This window comes from Clostridium manihotivorum (assembly GCF_004015185.1).
GTDB classification, from domain to species: domain Bacteria; phylum Bacillota; class Clostridia; order Clostridiales; family Clostridiaceae; genus Clostridium_AR; species Clostridium_AR manihotivorum.
On the sequence record NZ_CP025746.1, the window covers coordinates 1428885 to 1449454 of the forward strand.

Here is a 20570-nt window from a genome sequence, read left to right on the forward strand (position 1 = left end):
ATATATAGAATATAATGAGTTAATTGGAGGAAATTTCGAGCATAAATTGTTCAATAAGGGTATGGATGTTGGTATAAGGATTCATTTCTTTAATGTTGGAGAGTATAGTTTTTCTTTCTGAAATATACTTGTTTTCTAATTCATGCCCATTTTTTATAGCTTCTTCAATATTTCCATTATTGATTATTTCACGGATAATTCCTGCATCTGCTTTTTTATACTCATCTTTAAGGTGAGCGGTTAAATGCATTGAAAGATCACGCTTTGAAATATGATCATAAACATACTCGAAATGCATTAAAAGCCAAGTTTCAAACCTGAAATTTGAAACTAATAAGGAATAGTTATGGCTAGAATTATTCATATCTATTATTACATCTTGTATATTGGAAGGATCATCGCAATCAAAAACTAAATATTTTTTATGGTGAATATATCTGCTAATATTCTCGTCTTCTGATAAAAATTTCTCAGCAAAATTAAAAACAGTCCTAGCATTTCCATCAGCAGATTCAGTTTCTATCTTTATTTCAGTAAATTTATTTTTAGATATGATATCTTTAAAATAATCTAAATAGTGTTTTTCACTCATACCCTCGCAAAATAGAAGTATTTTACCTATATATTCTCTTTGGATTTCAATTTTATTTTTAGGTGAAAGTATAGTTCTACCCATTTAATCACCGCCTAGAATATCATCATAATTAAAAATTGGAATTGCACCATATTTACCTTGAAGGTAATCTTTACTAAATGTTGCATCTTCTCTTATCTTTAAATCTGATAAGGAATATAATTTAGATTCTCCCATATTGTTTTTGTCTACAAATAGTATTTCATCTCTTCTAAATTGATCTTTATTTAATAAAGAAATATCATGGGTTGTAAAAATAAGCTGGGCCTTTGTATTAGAGCTGGATTGAAAAATATCTATAATTAATTTAGTAAGTAAAGGGTGAAGTCTAGCTGACATCTCATCAACAATAAAAATTCCACCTTGTTCAGTCATGTCTAGAATACTTTGAATATAGGATAAGAAGCGCAAAGTTCCAGTGGATTCTTGAAATATATCAAAATATCGTTCACCACAAGGATTTCCTTCAGCATCATAACTATTATGAATGGTTTTCACAATAGTTTTTTCTTTTTCCTTTCCAGTAGATTCATCTATGACTATTTTCTTATCAATTTTAAGTCCAACTATTCCAACATCAATTTGTTTTAAATATTTCTCTATTCTATTTCTGAAATTTACATCTTCTATTAATTTTTTATGGTAGCTAATAGATCCAGCAATTTTCTTTATACTAAATTCAAATAATATTTCTGAATAAACGTTAAATTCTTTAACAAAGAAATCAATGAAATCTTCAAGAATTTTCTCCTTGCTAATATCATCTAAGAAGTATTCTAAAACTGATATATATAAACGATCACTAGGAATTTTGGTATATGACTGTAAGAACTTTTCATATTCTTTACCAAAAGTAACAGCATCATTGTCACGTTCAAATACCTTTTTATCATTAATATAATACCATTCATTTATTACTTGCTTTGAAGTACATTCAAAACCATATTGAAACAGTTTATTATTATAAGAAAAAATAATATCAAATTCAGATAGATCACTTATTTTATTAGATAAAAGGAATGGTTCCAGTTTATTTGCTATTTTTTGTGAAGATGAGTCAATGTTACGTGCTAAATCTATATTTTCATTTTCTCTTTTATTAAGAAATTGACTAAAGATATATTGCTCAAAAAAGAACATTGCAGATATTAAATTGGATTTTCCTGATGCGTTAGCACCATAAATAGCTGTTGTTTTTAACAGTTTTAAATCCTTTGAAACATCTAAAATATGAGATGGATGTTGTTTATATGAACTTGCTCTAAGATCAAGTATTACTTCATCTTTAAATGATGTGTAGTTTTTTGCTTTAAACATTATAAGCATTATAGTTACCTCCTGTTATAAGTTCTAATTACATTATATCAAACTAAATATTTAAATTAAATGAGAAAATTTCTGAAATATAATTATATTATAGACGATTTTTAATTAATATAAACTCAAAAGTTAGAAAAAATCTGAAAATTATTTATTACAAACGACTTAGTAAGTTTATAAATGTATTTCTCCAGAAACTATAGCTAGGTTTTAAGCTTTGATCATTTCGCTAAAGATGGTGTTTTGTAGCAATGACATAGGACAGGCACTTTTAAGCAGATTATTAGGTAAATGCCAGTCCTATTTACAAGCTGCTCTCTAGCATTCTTTTTGGGTCCAGCTTGCACACTGCACAAAACAATGTTTAGCGGCTACGCCCAAATGTATAAGCTTTAAGTTGAAATATAAATAAAAGTGTATTTAAAGATGCGTAAAGAAAGATGAAAAGTATTATAATTTAATGAAATAGTATCAATGAGGATATAGAGAAAATTAGTGATGATTATAAGCAGTATGACACAGTTGAAGGATTTTCTAAAGTTGTCATGATGGAAAAGATTGAAGAAAACAGCTTTAACTTAAGTGTATCAAGGTATGTAGAGAACTTTGAGAGGGAAGAGCTTGATCTTAATGTAATCAATGCCAAGGTAAAGTATTTGGAGCAAAACTTATCAAAAATACAAAAAGAAATAAATAATTATCTTGATTAGGTTATATAGGGTTGCAGATAGAATATTTCTGCAATCCTGCAATCCTGCAATACAAAATTCAATTACCTATTATTAACATAAAACTGAGCTGCTAGAATAAATCTTTTTATTGCACAAAAATGTTATAATATGTATATTGACTAAGACAATATTTTCTATTATAATAATAATATATTTACCTGGACAATATTTTTGTTGGAGGTGACCATTTGATTGGACTAGAATATATACTTGGTTTATATAATATGCAGCATATAGATTTGGCAGACAAGCTAGGGATAAAAAAGCAAAATATCAATCTTTGGATTAAAGGAAGGCAGAATATTTCTAAAAAATATCTTCCTATATTAGAAGATATATTTGGAATAGATCAGCAGTATTTTGTTAAAGAACTAAGTGAAATTGAAAAGTTAGAAATACAAAAAGAAAAGCTTAAAAAGGATCTAAATCCTGTTATCAGAGAGCATGAAGAAAAGTACTTAATAGGTGAAATAAATGACTTTGGAAAGGTTCCTATTTATGATAAAGAAGAACTTAATACAATGGAGAGGACCATTGAAAAAGCAAGGCTAGTTTCAAGATTTAAAAATGCTATGGAGATTCTAGATGATAATCCTTATATAGACACTTATAAGCTTATTGTTGAACTAATGGAAAAGGCTCAACATGAGGTTATTGTTCATAAAACTATTGAAGCTTTGGCTCATTATCTAGAGTTATTGCCAGATAGAGTATCCACTGGAGAAGAGCAGGATGAGTTTGAAAGTGAAATTTTTGAAGTGTTTGATGATAATAATTTTTAACTAAAGTAAAACAAGGGTGATGTGAAAATGAGATACTATTATGATGGCAAAGCCAAAGTATTCAAGATGAGAGGAAGAGTACACGATAAGATAATTTTATATAATGTCAATTACAAAAAGCATATTAAAATTAGGCATCCAGAAATAGATATCTCCAAAATAGACGAGATCTTAAAAGAGCCTGATTTTGTGTATAAGTCATCGACAAATACTAAAATCTACTATTATGAAAAGGAATATCTAGACTATACTTATAGAGTTGTTATAGGTAGTTTTAAGAAGAGTACCAAGGAAGTGATAACTGCATATAAGGTTAATAATAAAAATAAGCTTACCATAAAACATGCATATTGTGTTTATGATAAAGAAACCCATTTAGAGTTTAGAGCTATGAAAAGGGAATTATATGATGATTTAGATTATTACTATAAATTATTTAATATCGCAGAATAAAGATATTTAGGAGGAGTTATTTATGTCAACAGCAAACATAGGATTTGAGGAAACGTTATGGAAAGCAGCAGACAAACTAAGAGGTAGTATGGACTCAGCAGAATATAAGTACGTGGTATTAGGGCTTATATTTGTAAAATATATATCGGATAGATTTGAAACTAAATACAATGAACTTGTTGAAGAAGGGGACGGATTTGAAGAAGATAGAGATGAATATGAATCAGAAAATATCTTCTGGGTTCCTAAAGAGGCAAGATGGGATTTCATAAAAGATAATGCCAAGGATCCAAAGATTGGTCAATTCATAGATGATGCAATGATATTAATTGAAAAGGAAAATCCAACTTTAAAAGGTGTTCTTGATAAAAGATATGCAAGACCTGAACTTGATAAAAGAAGACTTGGTGAACTTATAGATCTTATTTCAACAATAAAACTTCATAAAAATGGAGAAAAGGATTTATTAGGTAGAGTGTATGAGTACTTCCTTGGACAATTTGCTAGTTCTGAAGGAAAAGGTGGTGGAGAATTCTATACACCAACTTCTGTAGTTAAAACTTTAGTAGAAATGATTGAGCCCTATGAAGGTAGAATTTACGATCCTGCTTGCGGATCCGGTGGTATGTTTATACAAAGTGAAAAGTTCGTAGAAGAACATCAAGGAAAGATAGAGAACTTATCTATTTACGGCCAAGAACTTAACTCAACAACCTGGAAACTATGTAGAATGAACCTTGCAATAAGAGGACTAGATGGTAATATAGGACCACATCATGCAGATACTTTCCATGATGATCTTCATAAAACTTTAAAGGCAGATTACATATTGGCTAATCCTCCTTTTAATATAAGTGACTGGGGCGGAAATAAGTTAACAGAAGATGTCAGATGGAAATACGGTACTCCACCAGAAGGAAATGCTAACTATGCATGGCTAGAGCATATGGTATATCACCTTGCACCAAACGGTTGTGCAGGAATAGTACTGGCAAATGGAGCATTAAGTTCAAATACTTCCAATGAAGGAGTAATAAGAAGGAACTTAATAGAAGCAAAGCTTGTAGATGCAATAGTAGCATTACCAGATAAGCTATTCTATTCAACAGGTATTCCGGTATCCTTATGGATATTAAATAGAAATAAAAAAGATAATCCTAAGTTTAGAAGCAGAGAAGATGAAATATTGTTTATAGATGCTAGAAATCTAGGAACAATGATTGATAGAAGGCATAGGGAATTAAGTCCAGATGACATTAAGAAAATAGCTGAAACTTATCATAATTATAGAAATATAGATGGAAAATATGAAGATATACAAGGATTCTGTAAAGCAGCTAAGCTAGAAGAAGTAAGAGAACATGAATATGTACTAACACCTGGTAGATATGTAGGCATAGAGGAAGCTGAAGATGATGGAGTTCCTTTTGAAGAAAAGATGGAAGCTCTAACAAGTGAGCTTGGTGAGTTATTTGCAAAATCAAGAAGACTAGAGGATGAGATAAGAAAGAATCTAGGAGGCATTGGGTATGAGTTCTAATAAGGAAATAGAACTTAATAATGGTTTTTATGAAAATATAAAAGCAACCTTAGATGAAGCACGTAAAAAAGCATATGCATCTATTAATTTTTATATGGTAGAAGCTTATTGGAATATAGGAAGGCTAATAGTTGAGGAGCAAAAGGGTGAAGACAGAGCTGAATATGGTGAATTTATTTTAAAAAGACTTTCAAAAAAGCTTACTGACGATTTTGGTAAGGGATTTACAGTATCTAATCTTAAAAATATAAGACAATTTTATTTGGTGTTTAACAATAGCTACGCACTGCGTAGCGAATTGAGCTGGACTCACTATAGACTATTAATGAGAATAGGAAATGAAACTAAAAGAAATTTTTATATAGATGAATGTATAAAAAGTAACTGGAGCACAAGACAGCTAGAAAGACAAATCAATTCATTCTATTATGAAAGACTGTTATCTACTCAAGAAAACAGTAAAGATGAAGTTAGAAATGAAATAAAAGGATTAGAACCTTCCAAAAGTATAAATGATATGGTAAAAGACCCTTATATATTGGAATTCTTAAATCTAAAAGAAAATAAGAAGTTCTTAGAAAGAGATCTTGAGCAGGGCTTAATAGATAACTTGCAAGATTTTCTATTAGAACTTGGAAAAGGCTTCTCCTTTGTAGGAAGACAGAGAAGAATAACAGCAGATGGAGAACACTTCTATGTTGACTTAGTTTTTTATAATTATTTGCTTAAATGCTTTGTTCTTATAGATCTAAAGCTAGGAAAACTAACTCATCAAGATATAGGACAGATGGATTTCTACGTAAGGTATTACGAGAAAGAAATAAAAGGAGAAGATGATAATCCAACCATAGGGATTATATTATGCTCTGAGAAGAATGAAACGATAGTAAAATACTCAATTTTAGAAGAAAGCAAGCAGATATTTGCTTCAAAGTATATGCTCTATATGCCTACAGAAGAGGAATTGAAGAGGGAGATAAATAGGGATAGAGAGATTTTAGAAATTGAAAATGAGGAATTGAGAACTGAAAACGTGACGAATAAAATTACAGGAGGAGCTGGGGATGAGTTTTAAGGTTTCTGATATATGTAATATAAATAAAAATAATTTATCTGCTAAGGATAATCTAAGTTTTATTAATTATTTGGATACTTCCAATTTGAATGAAGGAGTAATAGATAATTTACAAAAATTAATTATTGGAGAAGATACAATACCAAGTAGAGCAAAAAGGAAAGTAGAAAAAGATGATATTCTAATATCTACAGTTAGACCAAATCAAAAACATTATGGGATAATTAAGAAAATTGAAGAAAATTTAATTGCTTCCACTGGTTTTGTAGTATTATCAGCAAAAGAAGATGTAGTAGATGCAGAGTATTTATATAGATTTTTAACACAGGAAGCAGTAACAGAATATTTGCAAGCAGTTGGTGAAACAAGCACATCTACATATCCGTCTATAAAACCAAGTGACATAGGCGGATTAGAAATAGAATTACCAGCACTAGAAGAACAAAAAGCAATAGCAAAGATTTTTTCGGATTTAGACGAAAAAATAGAAACCAACAACCAAATCAATAAAAGGCTAGAAGAAATGGCTCAAACTATTTTTAAACAATGGTTTGTGGATTTTGACTTTCCTAATGAAGATGGGGAGCCTTATAAATCTAGTGGTGGAGAAATGGTTGAGAGTGAGATGGGGATGATTCCTAGGGGATGGGAAGTTGAATCTTTAGATAAGATAGCAAATTATTTAAATGGATTGGCTATGCAAAAATATAGACCTAGTGAGGATGAAGATGGATATCCTGTTCTTAAGATAAAGGAGTTAAGACAAGGAAATACTGATTCAAGTAGTGACTTATGTTCATACGAAATTCCAAATCAATATATTATTGAGGATGGAGATGTTATATTTTCATGGTCTGGTAGTTTGTTGGTAGATATATGGTGTGGTGGGACCTGTGGGTTAAATCAACATTTATTTAAGGTCACATCGAATGAATATGATAAATGGTTTTATTACTTTTGGACTAAGTTATATTTGGATAAGTTTATTAGAATTGCTGAAAGTAAGGCTACAACCATGGGCCATATTAAAAGACAAGATTTGGCTAACTCACTAATAGTGTTGCCTTCAAAAGGAATATATAGAAACGCTAACATAATATTAAAACCGATTTTAGATAAAATAATAGATGGTAGAGTAGAATCAAGAAAGCTAAGTGAGTTAAGGGGTGAATTGCTTCCTAAATTAATGTCAGGAGATATAAGAGTAACATTAGAATAGTATATTAGTATAGTTATTAAATTAGATATATTTTATATTATTTAAATAAATAGTGAAGATGAATTATTTATTGGGGGAATTGAGATGGAATTAACAAGAGTAGAGAGGATTATATTAGCAAATCAGTATAGGATTCTGGAAGCACTTTATCCAGAAGATGCAGAAAGTTATGCAAATAATAGGAAAGCACTTGAAGAAGGTTTTGAACTTCATTATTCGGAGTTATTTGGATCATTATCTGAGAATGAATTAAACTCTGAAGAGTGTAGAGAAGTAATAGAAATACTTAATCTGTACAGAGCTTTGACATTTTCGTATGAAGAGCTAGAAGATAAAAGTGATCTAGATGAATACGCTGTAATGTTCAGAGGGTTTGATTTAAATGATGAGTATGAAGGAAAAAGAGTCATATATGCTAGATATTTTATTAACGACTTAGATAGATTTGAGGAACTTAAGTATGGAAAGTCATATGCAGAGTGCAATAGTCATAGTGAAATGATGCCTAAATATAGAAGAATGCTTGATAAGTGGCAAAAGTTAGGCAAAAGCTTCGAGCTAACAAAAGATCAAATTATTTCAATTGTGAAATAAAGAAGGCAATTGCTATGAAAGATAACATAGAATTGATTACAAAGATTTTAGAATTTGGGTTAGCAATTACTTCAGTTATTGGAGCATTTATTTCATGGACAAATTCAAAGAAAACTAAGAAAGACGTTGACTATATAGAAAAAGTTAAAAAAGAAATTCTAAACAGGGAAAGTATAGAGCAAATAGGGATTGTCAGAGAAGCAGCTGCTAAAATAAAGGAAATTATGAAAAGTTACTTTCTCAGAAGTAATAGAATCAATGTAACTGGGAGGAATTTTAAAAAAGATATAACTCAAATCAAAGAAGCATTAACTATAATTAAGGAAAATAGAGATATTTTCCAAAACAGTGAAGCAAATTGCTCAGATATAATATATTCAGAAGTAAATGTTCTGGTTGAACAAATGACTGAATTTGAAAATGATGAAGATAACCTAAAAAGGTCTATGAGAGAAACAGATAATAAAATGGATAACTTTTTAGCTAATTTAAAGGAACTAAAAAATAGCTAAAAATTCAACTAAAAATCTTTATAAATATAATGATTTAAATAGTATTAGATATTAAGTGATATTTATATATGATGCTAAAATATTTAGTAATGCAATGAAGTGGCCGTTATTGTGTTGATTGATGAAGAGGGGGAAGGGAATTGAGTTTACTAGAAAACTTTACAGAGGATTTATTAGAGCAAGCAGCTATAGAGATACTGCAAGAGATGGATTATACCTATGCTTTTGGACCAGATATTAGCTATGGTGGAGATTATCAAGAAAGAAAAAATTATAGAGATTGTATATTAGAACAAAGAATTAAAGATGCTTTATTTACTATAAATAGACATCTACCACAAGAAGCACTGGATGAAGCTTATAGAAAGATAATTAGCTTTAATAGTCCAATACTTGAAGAAAATAATAGATATTTTCATAATGTTTTAGTTGAAGGGATAGATGTATCTTTTAGAAAAGATGGAGAGCCTAAAACTGAAAAGGCGTATATTATAGACTTTAAAAACCCTAAGAAGAATGATTTTTTAGTAGTTAATCAGTTTACGATAATCGAAAATGAGGAAAGAAGACCAGATTTAATTATATTTGTTAATGGTATTCCTTTAGTAGTAATTGAGCTAAAATCAGCTACTGATGAAAATGTAGGTATTGAAAATGCATATTATCAAATACAGACCTATAAGCATGATATTCCTAGTCTTTTTAATTACAATGCTTTCTGTATTCTATCAGATGGGATAAATGCCAAGGCTGGCACTATTACATCAAATCAAGAGAGATTCATGAATTGGAGAAGCATTGACGGAATTAACATTACTTCCTTAGATGTACCACAATATGAAGTAATGCTGAGAGGAATGCTCCAAAAGGAAAGATTTTTGGATATTTTAGAGAATTTTTTGTTATTTCATAAATCTAAAAAAGATATTTATGATTCAGAAGGAAATAAAATTGGTGATCATGAGACTCTAATAAAAATACTAGCTGGCTACCATCAGTACTTTGCAGTGAAGAAAGCAGTTGAAAAGACTAAGCTTGCAAGTAGTGAAGATGGTGATAGGAAAGCTGGGGTTATTTGGCATACTCAAGGTTCAGGAAAGAGTTTTTCAATGCTTTTTTATGCTGGACAAATTGTAAAAAATCTTAGTAACCCAACTTTAGTAATACTAACAGACAGAAACGATCTAGACGATCAGTTGTTTGGAACTTTTGCTAACTCTATTGGCATTTTGAGAGAAAATCCAAAGAGAGCAAATGTAAGAAAGCTAACAGATGAGCAGAAAAAGTCTAATATTAAAGCTAAAGATAATTCGAAAGAAATAAATGGATTGTTTGATTTATTAAATGAAAGACAGTCTGGAGGAATAATATTTACAACTATACAGAAATTTAAGCCTGAAAATGGCGAAATGCCAGTTTTAACTGACAGAAGAAATGTAATTATAATTGCGGATGAAGCACATAGAAGTCAGTACGGATTAGAAGCAAAAACTGATATAAAAACTGGTGAAGTTAAATATGGTTATGCTAAGTACCTAAGGGATGCACTACCTAATGCTTCTTTCATAGGTTTTACAGGAACACCAATAGAATCAGAAGATAAGTCTACTCCTGCAGTTTTTGGAGAATATATAGATATTTATGATATGACTAGAGCAGTTGAGGATGAAGCTACAGTAAAGATATACTATGAAAATAGAATTATCAAGTTAGAGACAGATGATGAAGAACTTAAAAATATAGATGAAGAGTTTGATGAAATAACAGAGGGACAAGAAGAGTTCGATAAAGAAAAATACAAATCAAAGTGGTCAAGACTAGAAGCAGTGGTAGGATCACCTAATAGATTAAAAAAGCTAGCACAGGATGTAGTCAACCACTATGAAGAAAAAGCAAAAACTATTGATGGAAAAGCTATGATTGTATGTATGAGCAGAAGAATAGCAGTTGATTTGTATGATGAAATAGTTAGAATTAGACCAGATTGGCATAGTGATGATGTCGAGAAAGGAAAAATAAAGGTAGTAATTACAGGGTCAGCTGGTGAAAAAAATGATAAACTACAAAAACATATTGGTGGTAAACAAAGAAGAGATACTCTAGCAAAAAGGATGAAAGACAATAAAGATGATTTAAAGATAGTAATAGTTAGAGATATGTGGCTCACAGGTTTTGATGTTCCTTCTATGCATACTATGTATATAGACAAGCCGATGCAAGGACACAACCTAATGCAGGCTATTGCAAGAGTTAATAGAGTCTTCAAAGATAAATCTGGAGGAGTAGTAGTTGACTATCTTGGAATTCTTGAAAGTTTGAAAAAAGCTCTAAACGAGTATACCGATAGTGATAAACAGAACACAGGTATAGATACATCAGCAGCAATAGCTGTTATGCTTGAAAAACTTGAAATACTTCAAGATATGGTTCATGGTCTCGATTATTCAGCTTATATGGGAACATCACAAGCGGCTAGAATAAGAGCAATTACCAGTGGAATGAACTTTATACTAGGTATGGAAGAAAAAGAACAGAAAGACTTTAAACTATTTGCAACAGAACTTGCTAAAGCTCATTCCTTATGCGCAGCTACTGAGGAGGGAAAAGATTCAGCTTTAGAAGTCAGCTATTTTAAAGCTGTAAAAGCAAGTCTTGTAAAATTAGATACAAAAAATGTGTATAAGAAATCTAAGAAAGAGATTGAAGCCAGAGTAAATCAAATTCTTGAAAGATCAATTATATCAGAAGATGTTATAGATGTATTTGATGTAATGGGAATAAGCAAACCAGAGATATCCATACTTTCAGAAGAGTTCTTAGAAGAAGTAAGAACCATTAAACATAAGAACTTAGCTGTTGAAATGCTTAAGAAACTTCTTGAAGGTAATTTAAAGGCCATGGAAAAGAAAAACCTTGTAAAGTCAGAAAAATTCTCTGAAAAGTTAAAGAAAGCATTAAATAAGTATAGGAATCAAGCCATAACTAATGCAGAAGTTATAGAAGAGCTCATCAGAATGGCTCAAGAAATAAAAAACATGAGAGACAAAGAAAAAGATTTAGGTCTTAATGAAGACGAAATTGCTTTCTACGATGCATTAACAGCTGACAATATAATAAAAGAATTTATGGACGATGAAACTCTAAAGAAAATTGCTCATGAGTTAACACTATCTATAAGAAATAATATAACTATAGATTGGAGCGTAAGAAAGAGTGCTCAGGCAGGCATGAGAAAAATAATAAAGAGATTATTGAAGAAATATGACTATCCACCAGAACATGCAAAGCACGCACTAGAAATAGTTATGAGACAAGCAGAGCTTATGTGCGGAATTGTTGACTTATTTGAAATATTAGCAGATAGGGTTGCTGAAGATGAGGACGATTATAACATATAAAATTTCAGGAGGAGAATCTATGGCAGATATAAAATTTGAAATAAAAGAAAACCTAGGGATTATTTCAGAATCAGCTAAGGGATGGAAGAAGGAATTAAACCTAATTAGCTGGAATTATAAAGAGGCTAAATATGATATTAGAGAGTGGGATTCAGACCATAGTAAGATGGGTAAAGGGGTTACTTTTAATAGGGATGAACTAATAGAATTAAGAAATATATTAAACTCAATGGAATTATAGTTAAGAAGCCGGAGTTAAAACTTCGGCTTAAAACTTACATAGTGTTGCTATATAATTGAATATTAAATATAAAAAGTAATTAATAGAATATTATAAATTATAAGTCAATTGTAGTAAAAAAGTGATATTAAAAATCAATAGGGGGATTATCATGAAAGATTTGATTTCATTCTTAAAAACCGAATTTCCTAAAGATGCTCTTGACATACAAGAGTGTATAGATCTTCTTAATCAGTGCATTGATGGAAGCGTTGAAAGTATCAAAGGTGCCTTCAATGCTGCAATTGACAAGCGAGATTATCAGAGCTTAACAAACCTACAAGAAATGCTTCAATCAATAGATAAAATTCAAATTAAGTTGGAAGAATACTCAAGTTTACTGCAGTTAGATGATGAAATTGAAGAGAAAATAATTCAAAAGGAAAGTTTTGAAGATGAATCAAAAGAGCTTCCTGACTATGATTCTCTTAGAGTAGATCAAAATATACCTTATACGCTCTATGATGATTATACTCATAAAAGGCCAGCTGGGTTTGAAATTTTTGGAATGAGACAAGATGCAAAAGATTGGAAAGAAGTACTCATTAAAACTTGTGAAATATTGGCTGAAAAGGACCCTGTGAAGTTTAATACTTTTGTAAATGACAAATCAATGCAGGGACGTAAAGTTTCCTACTTTTGCAATGATCAGAAAGGTATTAGAGCTCCACGACATGTTAAAGGAACGGATATTTATCTGATGACAAATATGAGTGCCAATCAAGTTAGGAACGTTATCGAAAGAATGCTTAGAAGATATGAGATTAAGATTAATAATTTTAAGATTTATTTGAAAGCAGATTATACTGCCAGACATGAGTGATTCTTCAAAGTGTAAAATATAAATTATTATTTTACACTAAGTAATTATAAAGAAAGAAAATAAAAGACTAATAATATTTGATTTATGGAGAATTTTAATGTTAAAAGATAACAAAATATTAAAATATATTGACGATGTTCAAGAAGTTTTAGAAAAAAATCAGTATAGAGTTCAAAGATATAGAAATAATTTAGAGTGGTTTAAGAATAGAAAAAAACAAATTAATAATAGCATTATAAGAGTAGCTATTATGGGTATAACTAGCAGCGGAAAATCTACATTAGTAAATGCAATACTTGGAGAGCAGATTCTACCAGTAGCAATAAAACCAAGTTCTAGTATTATAATTACTTGCTCTAAGGCAAATGATAGACAGGCTACTATATTTTTTGAAGATGGAACTTGCAATATATTAAAAGGTAAAGATTTAAATGAGAAAAATATAGGAAAGTATGCTGATGAGTCTAATAATCCCAATAATAAATTCAAGGTGGTACAAATAGATATTACGACACCAGCGTTTTTATTAGGAGATAATATACATATAATAGATAGTCCAGGTTTAGATGCATGTAATCTAGATATGCATGAGAGACTTACTATTGAAGTATTATTACCAACAATAGATATTTGCATTTTTTTAACTACAGTTAAAGCAAATAGTGATGCAGTAAATGTAGAGAAAATTAAAATTGTAAATAGTAAAGAAAAGCAAATTATTCTTGTGCAAAATATGATAGATTCCATTGAAGCTAAGATTGGAAAAAATGGAGTAGTTGTAGAAGATAAAAGAGAAATTTTAAAGAAGCATAAAAAAAGGGCTGAAAATCTTTTGAAAAGTGGAACAGGTACTAATAATAACTTTGAGGTTATTCAATTATCAGCACTTAATGCATTAAATGGAATAATGAGAAATGATAAAGCTTTATATAATGAGTCCAATTTAGATAAATTTAATAAAGCAATTAAGTCATGTATAGTAAAGATTGCTCCTAAGCTAGAACAGCAAAGAATTGAAAGTATTTCAGATAAAATTCATGAAATAATAAACCAGGAAGAAAAAATAATAGGTAAAAATCAAGCAGGAAATATAAGTAATATAATAGCTGTAAGTGATGATGAATTCAGAGAGTTTGTAATTGAGTTTGAGGATTCAAAGGAAAATATAAAATTGAAAATAGATGAAATAGATAAAATTACGAGAGATACAATTACGAAGATTAGTGAATCTAATTCAACTGAGATTGACGGATATGAGAGTATAATTGAAGAGATTAATAAAAAAAATAGACAAATCGAAAATAGCATTATAGATATAGTAAAAGGTAGGGAAGCAAATAAGCAAGAATTGTACAGAAAGCTTAATTTAGACATGAGACAGGATTATTCTTTGCCAAGTATGGAAAGTAAGAATTTAGAGGTAAAGCATAAGTATGAAACAAAAACAATATATCATGAAAAAAGTGGCTTATTAAATTGGATAAAAAGAAAAGCTGCTAGTCCTTTTGATGCTGACTGGGGATATGATGTAGAATACAAAGATGTGAAAGTTATAGATAAAGACTCTACAATAAAAATGGTTGAGAACATATGTAATCAAAATAAAGCTAAATATTTAAGTGTTTTAGAACAGTGGAGAACTAACTATTATAGAGCAATAAATTTATTTAAGGAAGAGTTAAATAAACAAAAACAAGAGTATGAGGAAAAGTTAAAGAAAAAAGTTGAAACTGATGAGATACAAGATGTAATTAAAAATCTTAAGAACTTGCTTAAAAGTTTAAAAGTAAAAAATAATAATGATGTAGAAGAATCAATAGCAGTTACAATAAGTGAAGATAATAATGCGTGCGTTAAAGAAAATAAAGTTATAATTTCAAGGGCTCAGTATGACATGTATATATTAAGTAATCAAATTATTGAAAAAAATTATTTAAAAATTGGAGAATATATTAAAGAAAATGGAAATGAAATTCTAAAAGTAAAAAGTAATCAAGTTTTTTGGACATGGGATCTAGAGCCATGTATTGAGTTCATTTCAAGAGTTTGTGGTATAAGTTTCACTGAAGAAGATTTGACTAATATTAGGAAAAAAGGAGTTCTACTTAAAGAAAGTATTTTTATTGTATATGAATTATGTGAAAATAAAGAGCATTTATATATTGAGTTAAGCAATATAAAGAATCAAATATTTAATATGTATATTTTATTTAATGGTATTCAAATAGGAAATACAGAAAAGCAGATTATTAATAATAATATTCTTCAAGAATTTTCACATAATAATACAATTGTAGTTAATATGGTTATAGATTCTTATAAGGAATTTATCAATGCTGATAATATAAGCGAGCTTTTATTAGAAGTTGAAGTATTAAAAAATAAGTTTCTAAAGAAAATGTATAAGGTTAAGGAAGGATATATATTAATTAATTCTAAGAACCCAATGTATAATATTGCATTAATAGAATGCCAGGAACAAAAGAAGCTTATTTTAAGTTCTTATAGAACTCTAAAATTAAAATTATTTAAGAGTTCATTATTAAGGGGGAAAAATGATCAGGCAGTTGTAGAAAAGATACTAAAGCATTATGCAGATAAAAAATAAAATTATTTTAAAAGATATAAATTTGGGAGGAACTATGAAAGATAAATCAATTGCAATTCAATGTGATGAAATGACACAAGAAGTAATGAAAGACTTACAACAGACGATGGAAAGTTCATTTTGTAGAACATCAGAAAGTTTAAGTGAGGAAATTGTACAAAAGTTAGAACCAATCAGTAGTTCTTTAAGCAAGCTTAGAAATGATTTTTCTGATAGCAATGAAGAGAATATTGAAAAGTTAGATGAGTTAATTGAGGAGATAAGTAATATTTCAAAATCAATAAAAGAAAGTGTAGAACAACAGGTTAAAAGTATATTAATAGAGCAGGCTCAAGCCATAGAAAAAGTGTTAGTTGATAACACACAAGAGATAAAAGATATAATTGAAGAAAAGGATAATGTTGTTTCAGATAAATTAGGTCAATTTAAGAAGAATATATTAAATGAAATATTAAAGCTTAATGATAAAATCGATGATAAAACAGTTGTCGAAATAATAAACAAGCTTGAATCAAATTTTAATGATAAATTTAATAGTATACAAGAAGAATTGCAATCTGGAAAAGAAGAAATAACAAGTTTAAATATGCAATCTGCAGAGGAAATAGTAAAAAAGATAGAAAATTCAATAGATAGAAATGTTACAACCAATAGAGAAGATATACTTAATGAGATATCAAAGCTAAATCAGAAAATCGATGATAAAACAGTTATCGAAATAATAAACAAGCTTGAATCAAACTTTAGTGATAAATTTAATAGTATGCAAGAAGAATTGAAATCTGGAAAGGAAGAAATAACAAGTTTAAATATGCAATCTGCAGAGGAAATAGTAAAAAAGATAGAAAATTCAATAGATAAAAATGGGGAAACAAACAAGGAAGACATATTGAACGAGATATCGAAGCTAAATCAGAAAATCGATGATAAAACAGTTATAGAAATTATAAACAAGCTTGAATCAAGCTTGAATGATAGATTTAATAGTATGCAAGAAGAGATAGAGTGGGGCAATAAATCATTTTTTGCTAGAATCTTTGGAAGGAAACGATAGAGTAGGATGAGATATATAGATTTAATTAACAATTCAAAGTTTAATGAATTAATTGAGAGGTATTTAAACAATGTTATCGATGGAATAGATGCTAAAGAATATTTCAAGCATTTTACAGAAAACTTAAAGAATCAGGAAATAATTGTTCCAGTATTGGGGATACAAGGTGCAGGAAAAAGCAGTTTTCTTAATTCTATTTTAATGGATGATAATATTTTGCCTACAGATGTTGATGAAACAACTTGTGTTCCAGTAGAAGTGAGATATGGAACTAATACAAGTAAAGCTGAAATATATTTTCATGAAAAAGAAAAGGAATTAGTAGATGTAAGCACTTTAGAAAAATATGTACATAATGATTACAATCCAGCTAATGAATTAAGAGTTTCTAAAATAGTCTTATATAATGAAAGCGAAATTTTAAAGAATAATGTTGTGCTTGTTGATTTACCAGGGGTAGGAAGTTTAACTCCAGAAAATCAGAAAACTACATTAGATTATGTAGAAAAGCTTGTTACTGCTATATTTATGATTAGAACAGTTCCACCTATAACAAGAACTGAAAAGAATTTTATTAACGCATTATGGCCAAAGCTTAGTAATACTATTTTTGTTCAAAATAAATGGAATGATGAAAGTAATGAAGAGGCAGAGGATGCAAAAGAGCATAATCAAAGTGTTTTACAAAGCATTAGCAATTCACATAATGATGAAAGAGATATTAATGTTAACATAGTTAATGTGTATGAGGCAATACAAGGAAAATTTTTAGATAATGATGAGAATTATAAGAATTCTGGAATATTGAATGTAATAAAAGAGATAAAGAATATTTCTACTGACTATAATAAAGATTTGGAAAGTACTTTAAACATGAGAGTAGAGGGAATATTGAATAATATAACTTCTATAATTGAAGATAACAAAAGAATATGTAATAACCAAAATAATCAAAATGAATTAGAAAAAGAGAAAAGAATTATTGAAATAAAGCAGATTCTTAAAGAAAATAAAAAAAATATTAGGCAAATAAAAAACTATGTTTATGATGAGATGGACATTATTATCAGTAGAGTTCTAAAGGATACAAAAGAAAATATTGAAAATACAAGAACAGAACTCAGAAGAATGATAAATACAGGAATAGTTGATGGTGAACTTCTTTCAAATATATATAAAGAAGAAGCTGAAAAGGCAATTAATAATATAATGGAAAATCTGCTAATGAACATGGAAGATCTTACTAATACACTAAATGAAAAACTTGGATTAATAAGAATAAAAGGTTTTGATGGAAAATATGAAAATAGATCATCTTTTAATAAAAAGGAAGCATTTAAATTTGAAAAGGCTGTAAATCCAATATTAAGTATTGGAGGTGGAATAGCAGCAGTTTTTATTGTTGGTGGAGGAATACCTGGAATTATTATAGGTGCTGGAATAGGAATTATATGTTCTATATTTGGAGGACTAATAAATAAAGGTATCAAAAATGTAAGAGTTAAAAGAACAATAGAAGATTTGGAGCCTATAATAACTCAATTGAAAAAAGACTTAGATAAACAAATTGTTGATAGTTTAAGAGGAAAAAGGGACGAGATTGAAAGTGAATTAAATAAACTAAAAGATGATTTAGAAAATGAATGTGATAAGGATATTGAAAAAATAGAAGAACAATACTCAGGTAAATTTGATGAAAAAAATATTGCAGCGCTAGATATGGATTTAGAAGATGTAAAAAGAATGAAGGAGGCTATAAATGAATAATCTTAATAGTTGTATTGAAAGACAAAATAAAATTGATTCTGTTGTGAATAAGGTTAATGATAACAGCATTATAGCAAAAAACCTTCTTATTAAAGAGAGGATAATGAATCCTGCTCATTATATTGTAATGCTTGGAGAGACAAGCGCTGGAAAAAGTGCGTTAATAAACAGTGCTTTAAATAATAATAAAATTTTAATTGAAAATGCAAAACCTACTACTGGAGTAATTACAGAAGTTGTGATTTCTAATAAGAGTGAAGATACATATTTAGCGATAAATAAAGATTCAAGCTTAGAGGAATTAGATAAAGAAACTTTTGATGAACTTGTAGTAAATCCTGATGATAATTTGCATAGGCTAAGATATATTGGAAAATCTAAAGATAATATGTACGAGGGAATGAGACTTTTTGATACACCTGGATATGGATCTTTGATTAGTTATCACGAAGAAGTATTAAAAGAATTCATACCTGAGAGTGATGTTGTTGTTTATGTGGTATCCTACAAATCGGGATTAGGTGATGATGATTTTCAATTTTTAAAATATGTTGGAGAGATAATAAACGATAACGTAGAAGTTGTACTAGCCATCAATATGTGTCCATCTCAATTAAATTCTAGCAATAAAAGAATAAGTGAAATACATGATGCAGTTAATGATTGTATACATAAAGAAGTTAAAGTATTTCTTGTAGAGAGTAATAAAGAAAAGAACTTAGATACAAAAGAATTATGGGATTATATTTATAGAAGTGTAAATAGTGAAGAGAAGATAGAAGAACTTTGCAAAACACTATATAATTATCAAAATTATATTTTAGATGAGTGTAAAATTCGAGTAACTTCACAAATTGCAAGGATAGAATCAGCAGAAGCAGATTTAGAAGAAAAGCTAAATTTAGATAGAGAATTTTTAAATAATAGAAAAGAAATTTTAAAGCTAATAGAAGAGACATTTACTAAAATAGCAGATAAATCTTTAACTTTAATAATCAAATCATCAGAAAAAATAAAGAAAGAAACATATGGATTCATAGATGATTCAGATAGATGGAGTAAGAAGGAAGAAACTTTTGCATATATGCAAAATTATCATATTCCTAAATTAGTAGAAAAAGAAACAGAAAATTTAATGAATTATATTGAAGATGAAATATGTCAATTAGATCAGAAAATTGAAAACATATTAAATACTGCAATTAAAAATTTGCAAACTAAAGTAAGCATAGAAATACCAATATATACAGAAGTGATAGAGAGTATTGTTAAAAAGCATGTTGGAGATGGCATTAAAGAAGGTTTAAAAGAAATGTTTATGAGTGTAGGTGGAAATGGAGGTGTTGGAGCAGGGGTTGCTAATGCGGCAAGTAAAGGACTGAAAAATTTAGGAAACTTATTTGGTAAGACCTTTAGTAGAGAAACTCATAATAATTTAAAACATTTTTTAAAAGTGATAAAAGCTACATCAATTAAAGGTATATCAGTGTATTTAGCTGTTTTTACAGAAGGCATATTCTATTTATATGATGCATTAACATGGCAAGGAAAGTTAAAGGATAGAACAGAGGAAGCAATTTCTGGGTGGAAAATTGATATTGAAAAATCTGTCATTAAAGAGTTGCAGAATTTAAAAGAAGCAAATGAAGATGAAATAAATGATTTATTTGATGATTTTGCAAGAAGCTTTAATAAAGATGAGGATGAGTTAGATAGTATTGAGATAGATGAATTAATTAAGTTAAAATTAGAAATTTTAGAGCTATATAAATAATAATGA

17 protein-coding genes are annotated in these 20570 nt (G+C 28.9%); 15 read left to right on the forward strand and 2 right to left on the reverse strand.

Going from position 1 to position 20570, the window contains the following annotated elements; genetic code table 11:
* Positions 1 to 19 precede the first annotated feature (19 nt).
* Positions 20 to 676: an RloB family protein gene (locus C1I91_RS06445; protein ID WP_128212123.1), complete on the reverse strand. Its 657-nt coding sequence runs from the start codon at positions 674 to 676 to the stop codon at positions 20 to 22.
* Positions 677 to 1960, reverse strand: coding sequence for an AAA family ATPase (locus C1I91_RS06450; RefSeq protein ID WP_128212125.1), 1284 nt, complete (start codon positions 1958 to 1960; stop codon positions 677 to 679).
* A 485-nt stretch (positions 1961 to 2445) separates the two neighbouring features.
* Here C1I91_RS06450 and C1I91_RS06455 point away from each other — a divergent pair, with 485 nt between their 5' ends.
* The 15 genes from C1I91_RS06455 to C1I91_RS06525 all read left to right on the forward strand — a co-directional run bounded on the left by C1I91_RS06455 (position 2446) and on the right by C1I91_RS06525 (position 20564).
* On the forward strand, positions 2446 to 2664 hold the full coding sequence (locus tag C1I91_RS06455; RefSeq protein ID WP_238476025.1) for an N-6 DNA methylase: 219 nt from the start codon (positions 2446 to 2448) through the stop codon (positions 2662 to 2664).
* A gap of 209 nt (positions 2665 to 2873) precedes the next feature.
* The gene (locus C1I91_RS06460; RefSeq protein ID WP_128212127.1) at positions 2874 to 3467 is read left to right on the forward strand and encodes a helix-turn-helix domain-containing protein; all 594 of its coding nucleotides are present in this window, start codon (positions 2874 to 2876) and stop codon (positions 3465 to 3467) included.
* A 27-nt stretch (positions 3468 to 3494) separates the two neighbouring features.
* A complete protein-coding gene (locus C1I91_RS06465; protein ID WP_128212128.1) occupies positions 3495 to 3920 on the forward strand; it encodes a hypothetical protein in 426 nt (141 codons plus the stop codon).
* A 22-nt stretch (positions 3921 to 3942) separates the two neighbouring features.
* On the forward strand, positions 3943 to 5460 hold the full coding sequence (locus C1I91_RS06470; protein WP_128212129.1) for a class I SAM-dependent DNA methyltransferase: 1518 nt from the start codon (positions 3943 to 3945) through the stop codon (positions 5458 to 5460).
* The gene (locus tag C1I91_RS06475; RefSeq protein ID WP_128212130.1) at positions 5450 to 6535 is read left to right on the forward strand and encodes a PDDEXK nuclease domain-containing protein; all 1086 of its coding nucleotides are present in this window, start codon (positions 5450 to 5452) and stop codon (positions 6533 to 6535) included. The genes C1I91_RS06470 and C1I91_RS06475 overlap by 11 nt, the downstream gene beginning before the upstream one ends.
* On the forward strand, positions 6525 to 7754 hold the full coding sequence (locus C1I91_RS06480) for a restriction endonuclease subunit S (RefSeq protein WP_128212131.1): 1230 nt from the start codon (positions 6525 to 6527) through the stop codon (positions 7752 to 7754). The genes C1I91_RS06475 and C1I91_RS06480 overlap by 11 nt, the downstream gene beginning before the upstream one ends.
* A gap of 84 nt (positions 7755 to 7838) precedes the next feature.
* A complete protein-coding gene (locus tag C1I91_RS06485) occupies positions 7839 to 8348 on the forward strand; it encodes a YfbU family protein (protein WP_128212132.1) in 510 nt (169 codons plus the stop codon).
* Between the two features lie 14 nt (positions 8349 to 8362).
* Positions 8363 to 8860 (forward strand): hypothetical protein, encoded by a 498-nt coding sequence (locus tag C1I91_RS06490; RefSeq protein WP_128212133.1) that lies wholly within the window; start codon positions 8363 to 8365, stop codon positions 8858 to 8860.
* A gap of 140 nt (positions 8861 to 9000) precedes the next feature.
* Positions 9001 to 12258, forward strand: coding sequence for a type I restriction endonuclease subunit R (locus C1I91_RS06495; RefSeq protein WP_128212134.1), 3258 nt, complete (start codon positions 9001 to 9003; stop codon positions 12256 to 12258).
* A gap of 19 nt (positions 12259 to 12277) precedes the next feature.
* Positions 12278 to 12499: a YdbC family protein gene (locus tag C1I91_RS06500; RefSeq protein ID WP_128212135.1), complete on the forward strand. Its 222-nt coding sequence runs from the start codon at positions 12278 to 12280 to the stop codon at positions 12497 to 12499.
* Between the two features lie 151 nt (positions 12500 to 12650).
* Positions 12651 to 13361 carry a hypothetical protein gene (locus C1I91_RS06505; RefSeq protein ID WP_128212136.1) on the forward strand — a complete coding sequence of 237 codons (711 nt, stop codon included), beginning with the start codon at positions 12651 to 12653 and terminating at the stop codon, positions 13359 to 13361.
* 97 nt (positions 13362 to 13458) lie between these two features.
* Positions 13459 to 15969 (forward strand): dynamin family protein, encoded by a 2511-nt coding sequence (locus C1I91_RS06510; protein WP_128212137.1) that lies wholly within the window; start codon positions 13459 to 13461, stop codon positions 15967 to 15969.
* Between the two features lie 34 nt (positions 15970 to 16003).
* Positions 16004 to 17023, forward strand: coding sequence for a V-type ATP synthase subunit I domain-containing protein (locus tag C1I91_RS06515; RefSeq protein WP_128212138.1), 1020 nt, complete (start codon positions 16004 to 16006; stop codon positions 17021 to 17023).
* A 6-nt stretch (positions 17024 to 17029) separates the two neighbouring features.
* On the forward strand, positions 17030 to 18790 hold the full coding sequence (locus tag C1I91_RS06520; RefSeq protein WP_128212139.1) for a dynamin family protein: 1761 nt from the start codon (positions 17030 to 17032) through the stop codon (positions 18788 to 18790).
* Complete coding sequence (locus C1I91_RS06525) at positions 18783 to 20564, forward strand: dynamin family protein (RefSeq protein WP_128212140.1); 1782 nt, start codon at positions 18783 to 18785, stop codon at positions 20562 to 20564. Before C1I91_RS06520 ends, C1I91_RS06525 begins: the two co-directional genes overlap by 8 nt.
* The last annotated feature ends 6 nt before the right edge of the window (positions 20565 to 20570 follow it).

Bases quoted from the DNA above. Each gene is read 5' to 3' on its own strand.
- C1I91_RS06445 (WP_128212123.1), bottom strand. From the start codon at position 676: ATGGGTAGAACTATACTTTCACCTAAAAATAAAATTGAAATCCAAAGA.
- C1I91_RS06450 (WP_128212125.1), bottom strand. From the start codon at position 1,960: ATGCTTATAATGTTTAAAGCAAAAAACTACACATCATTTAAAGATGAA.
- C1I91_RS06465 (WP_128212128.1), top strand. From the start codon at position 3,495: ATGAGATACTATTATGATGGCAAAGCCAAAGTATTCAAGATGAGAGGA.
- C1I91_RS06470 (WP_128212129.1), top strand. From the start codon at position 3,943: ATGTCAACAGCAAACATAGGATTTGAGGAAACGTTATGGAAAGCAGCA.
- C1I91_RS06475 (WP_128212130.1), top strand. From the start codon at position 5,450: ATGAGTTCTAATAAGGAAATAGAACTTAATAATGGTTTTTATGAAAAT.
- C1I91_RS06480 (WP_128212131.1), top strand. From the start codon at position 6,525: ATGAGTTTTAAGGTTTCTGATATATGTAATATAAATAAAAATAATTTA.
- C1I91_RS06485 (WP_128212132.1), top strand. From the start codon at position 7,839: ATGGAATTAACAAGAGTAGAGAGGATTATATTAGCAAATCAGTATAGG.
- C1I91_RS06490 (WP_128212133.1), top strand. From the start codon at position 8,363: ATGAAAGATAACATAGAATTGATTACAAAGATTTTAGAATTTGGGTTA.
- C1I91_RS06500 (WP_128212135.1), top strand. From the start codon at position 12,278: ATGGCAGATATAAAATTTGAAATAAAAGAAAACCTAGGGATTATTTCA.
- C1I91_RS06505 (WP_128212136.1), top strand. From the start codon at position 12,651: ATGAAAGATTTGATTTCATTCTTAAAAACCGAATTTCCTAAAGATGCT.
- C1I91_RS06510 (WP_128212137.1), top strand. From the start codon at position 13,459: ATGTTAAAAGATAACAAAATATTAAAATATATTGACGATGTTCAAGAA.
- C1I91_RS06515 (WP_128212138.1), top strand. From the start codon at position 16,004: ATGAAAGATAAATCAATTGCAATTCAATGTGATGAAATGACACAAGAA.
- C1I91_RS06520 (WP_128212139.1), top strand. From the start codon at position 17,030: ATGAGATATATAGATTTAATTAACAATTCAAAGTTTAATGAATTAATT.
- C1I91_RS06525 (WP_128212140.1), top strand. From the start codon at position 18,783: ATGAATAATCTTAATAGTTGTATTGAAAGACAAAATAAAATTGATTCT.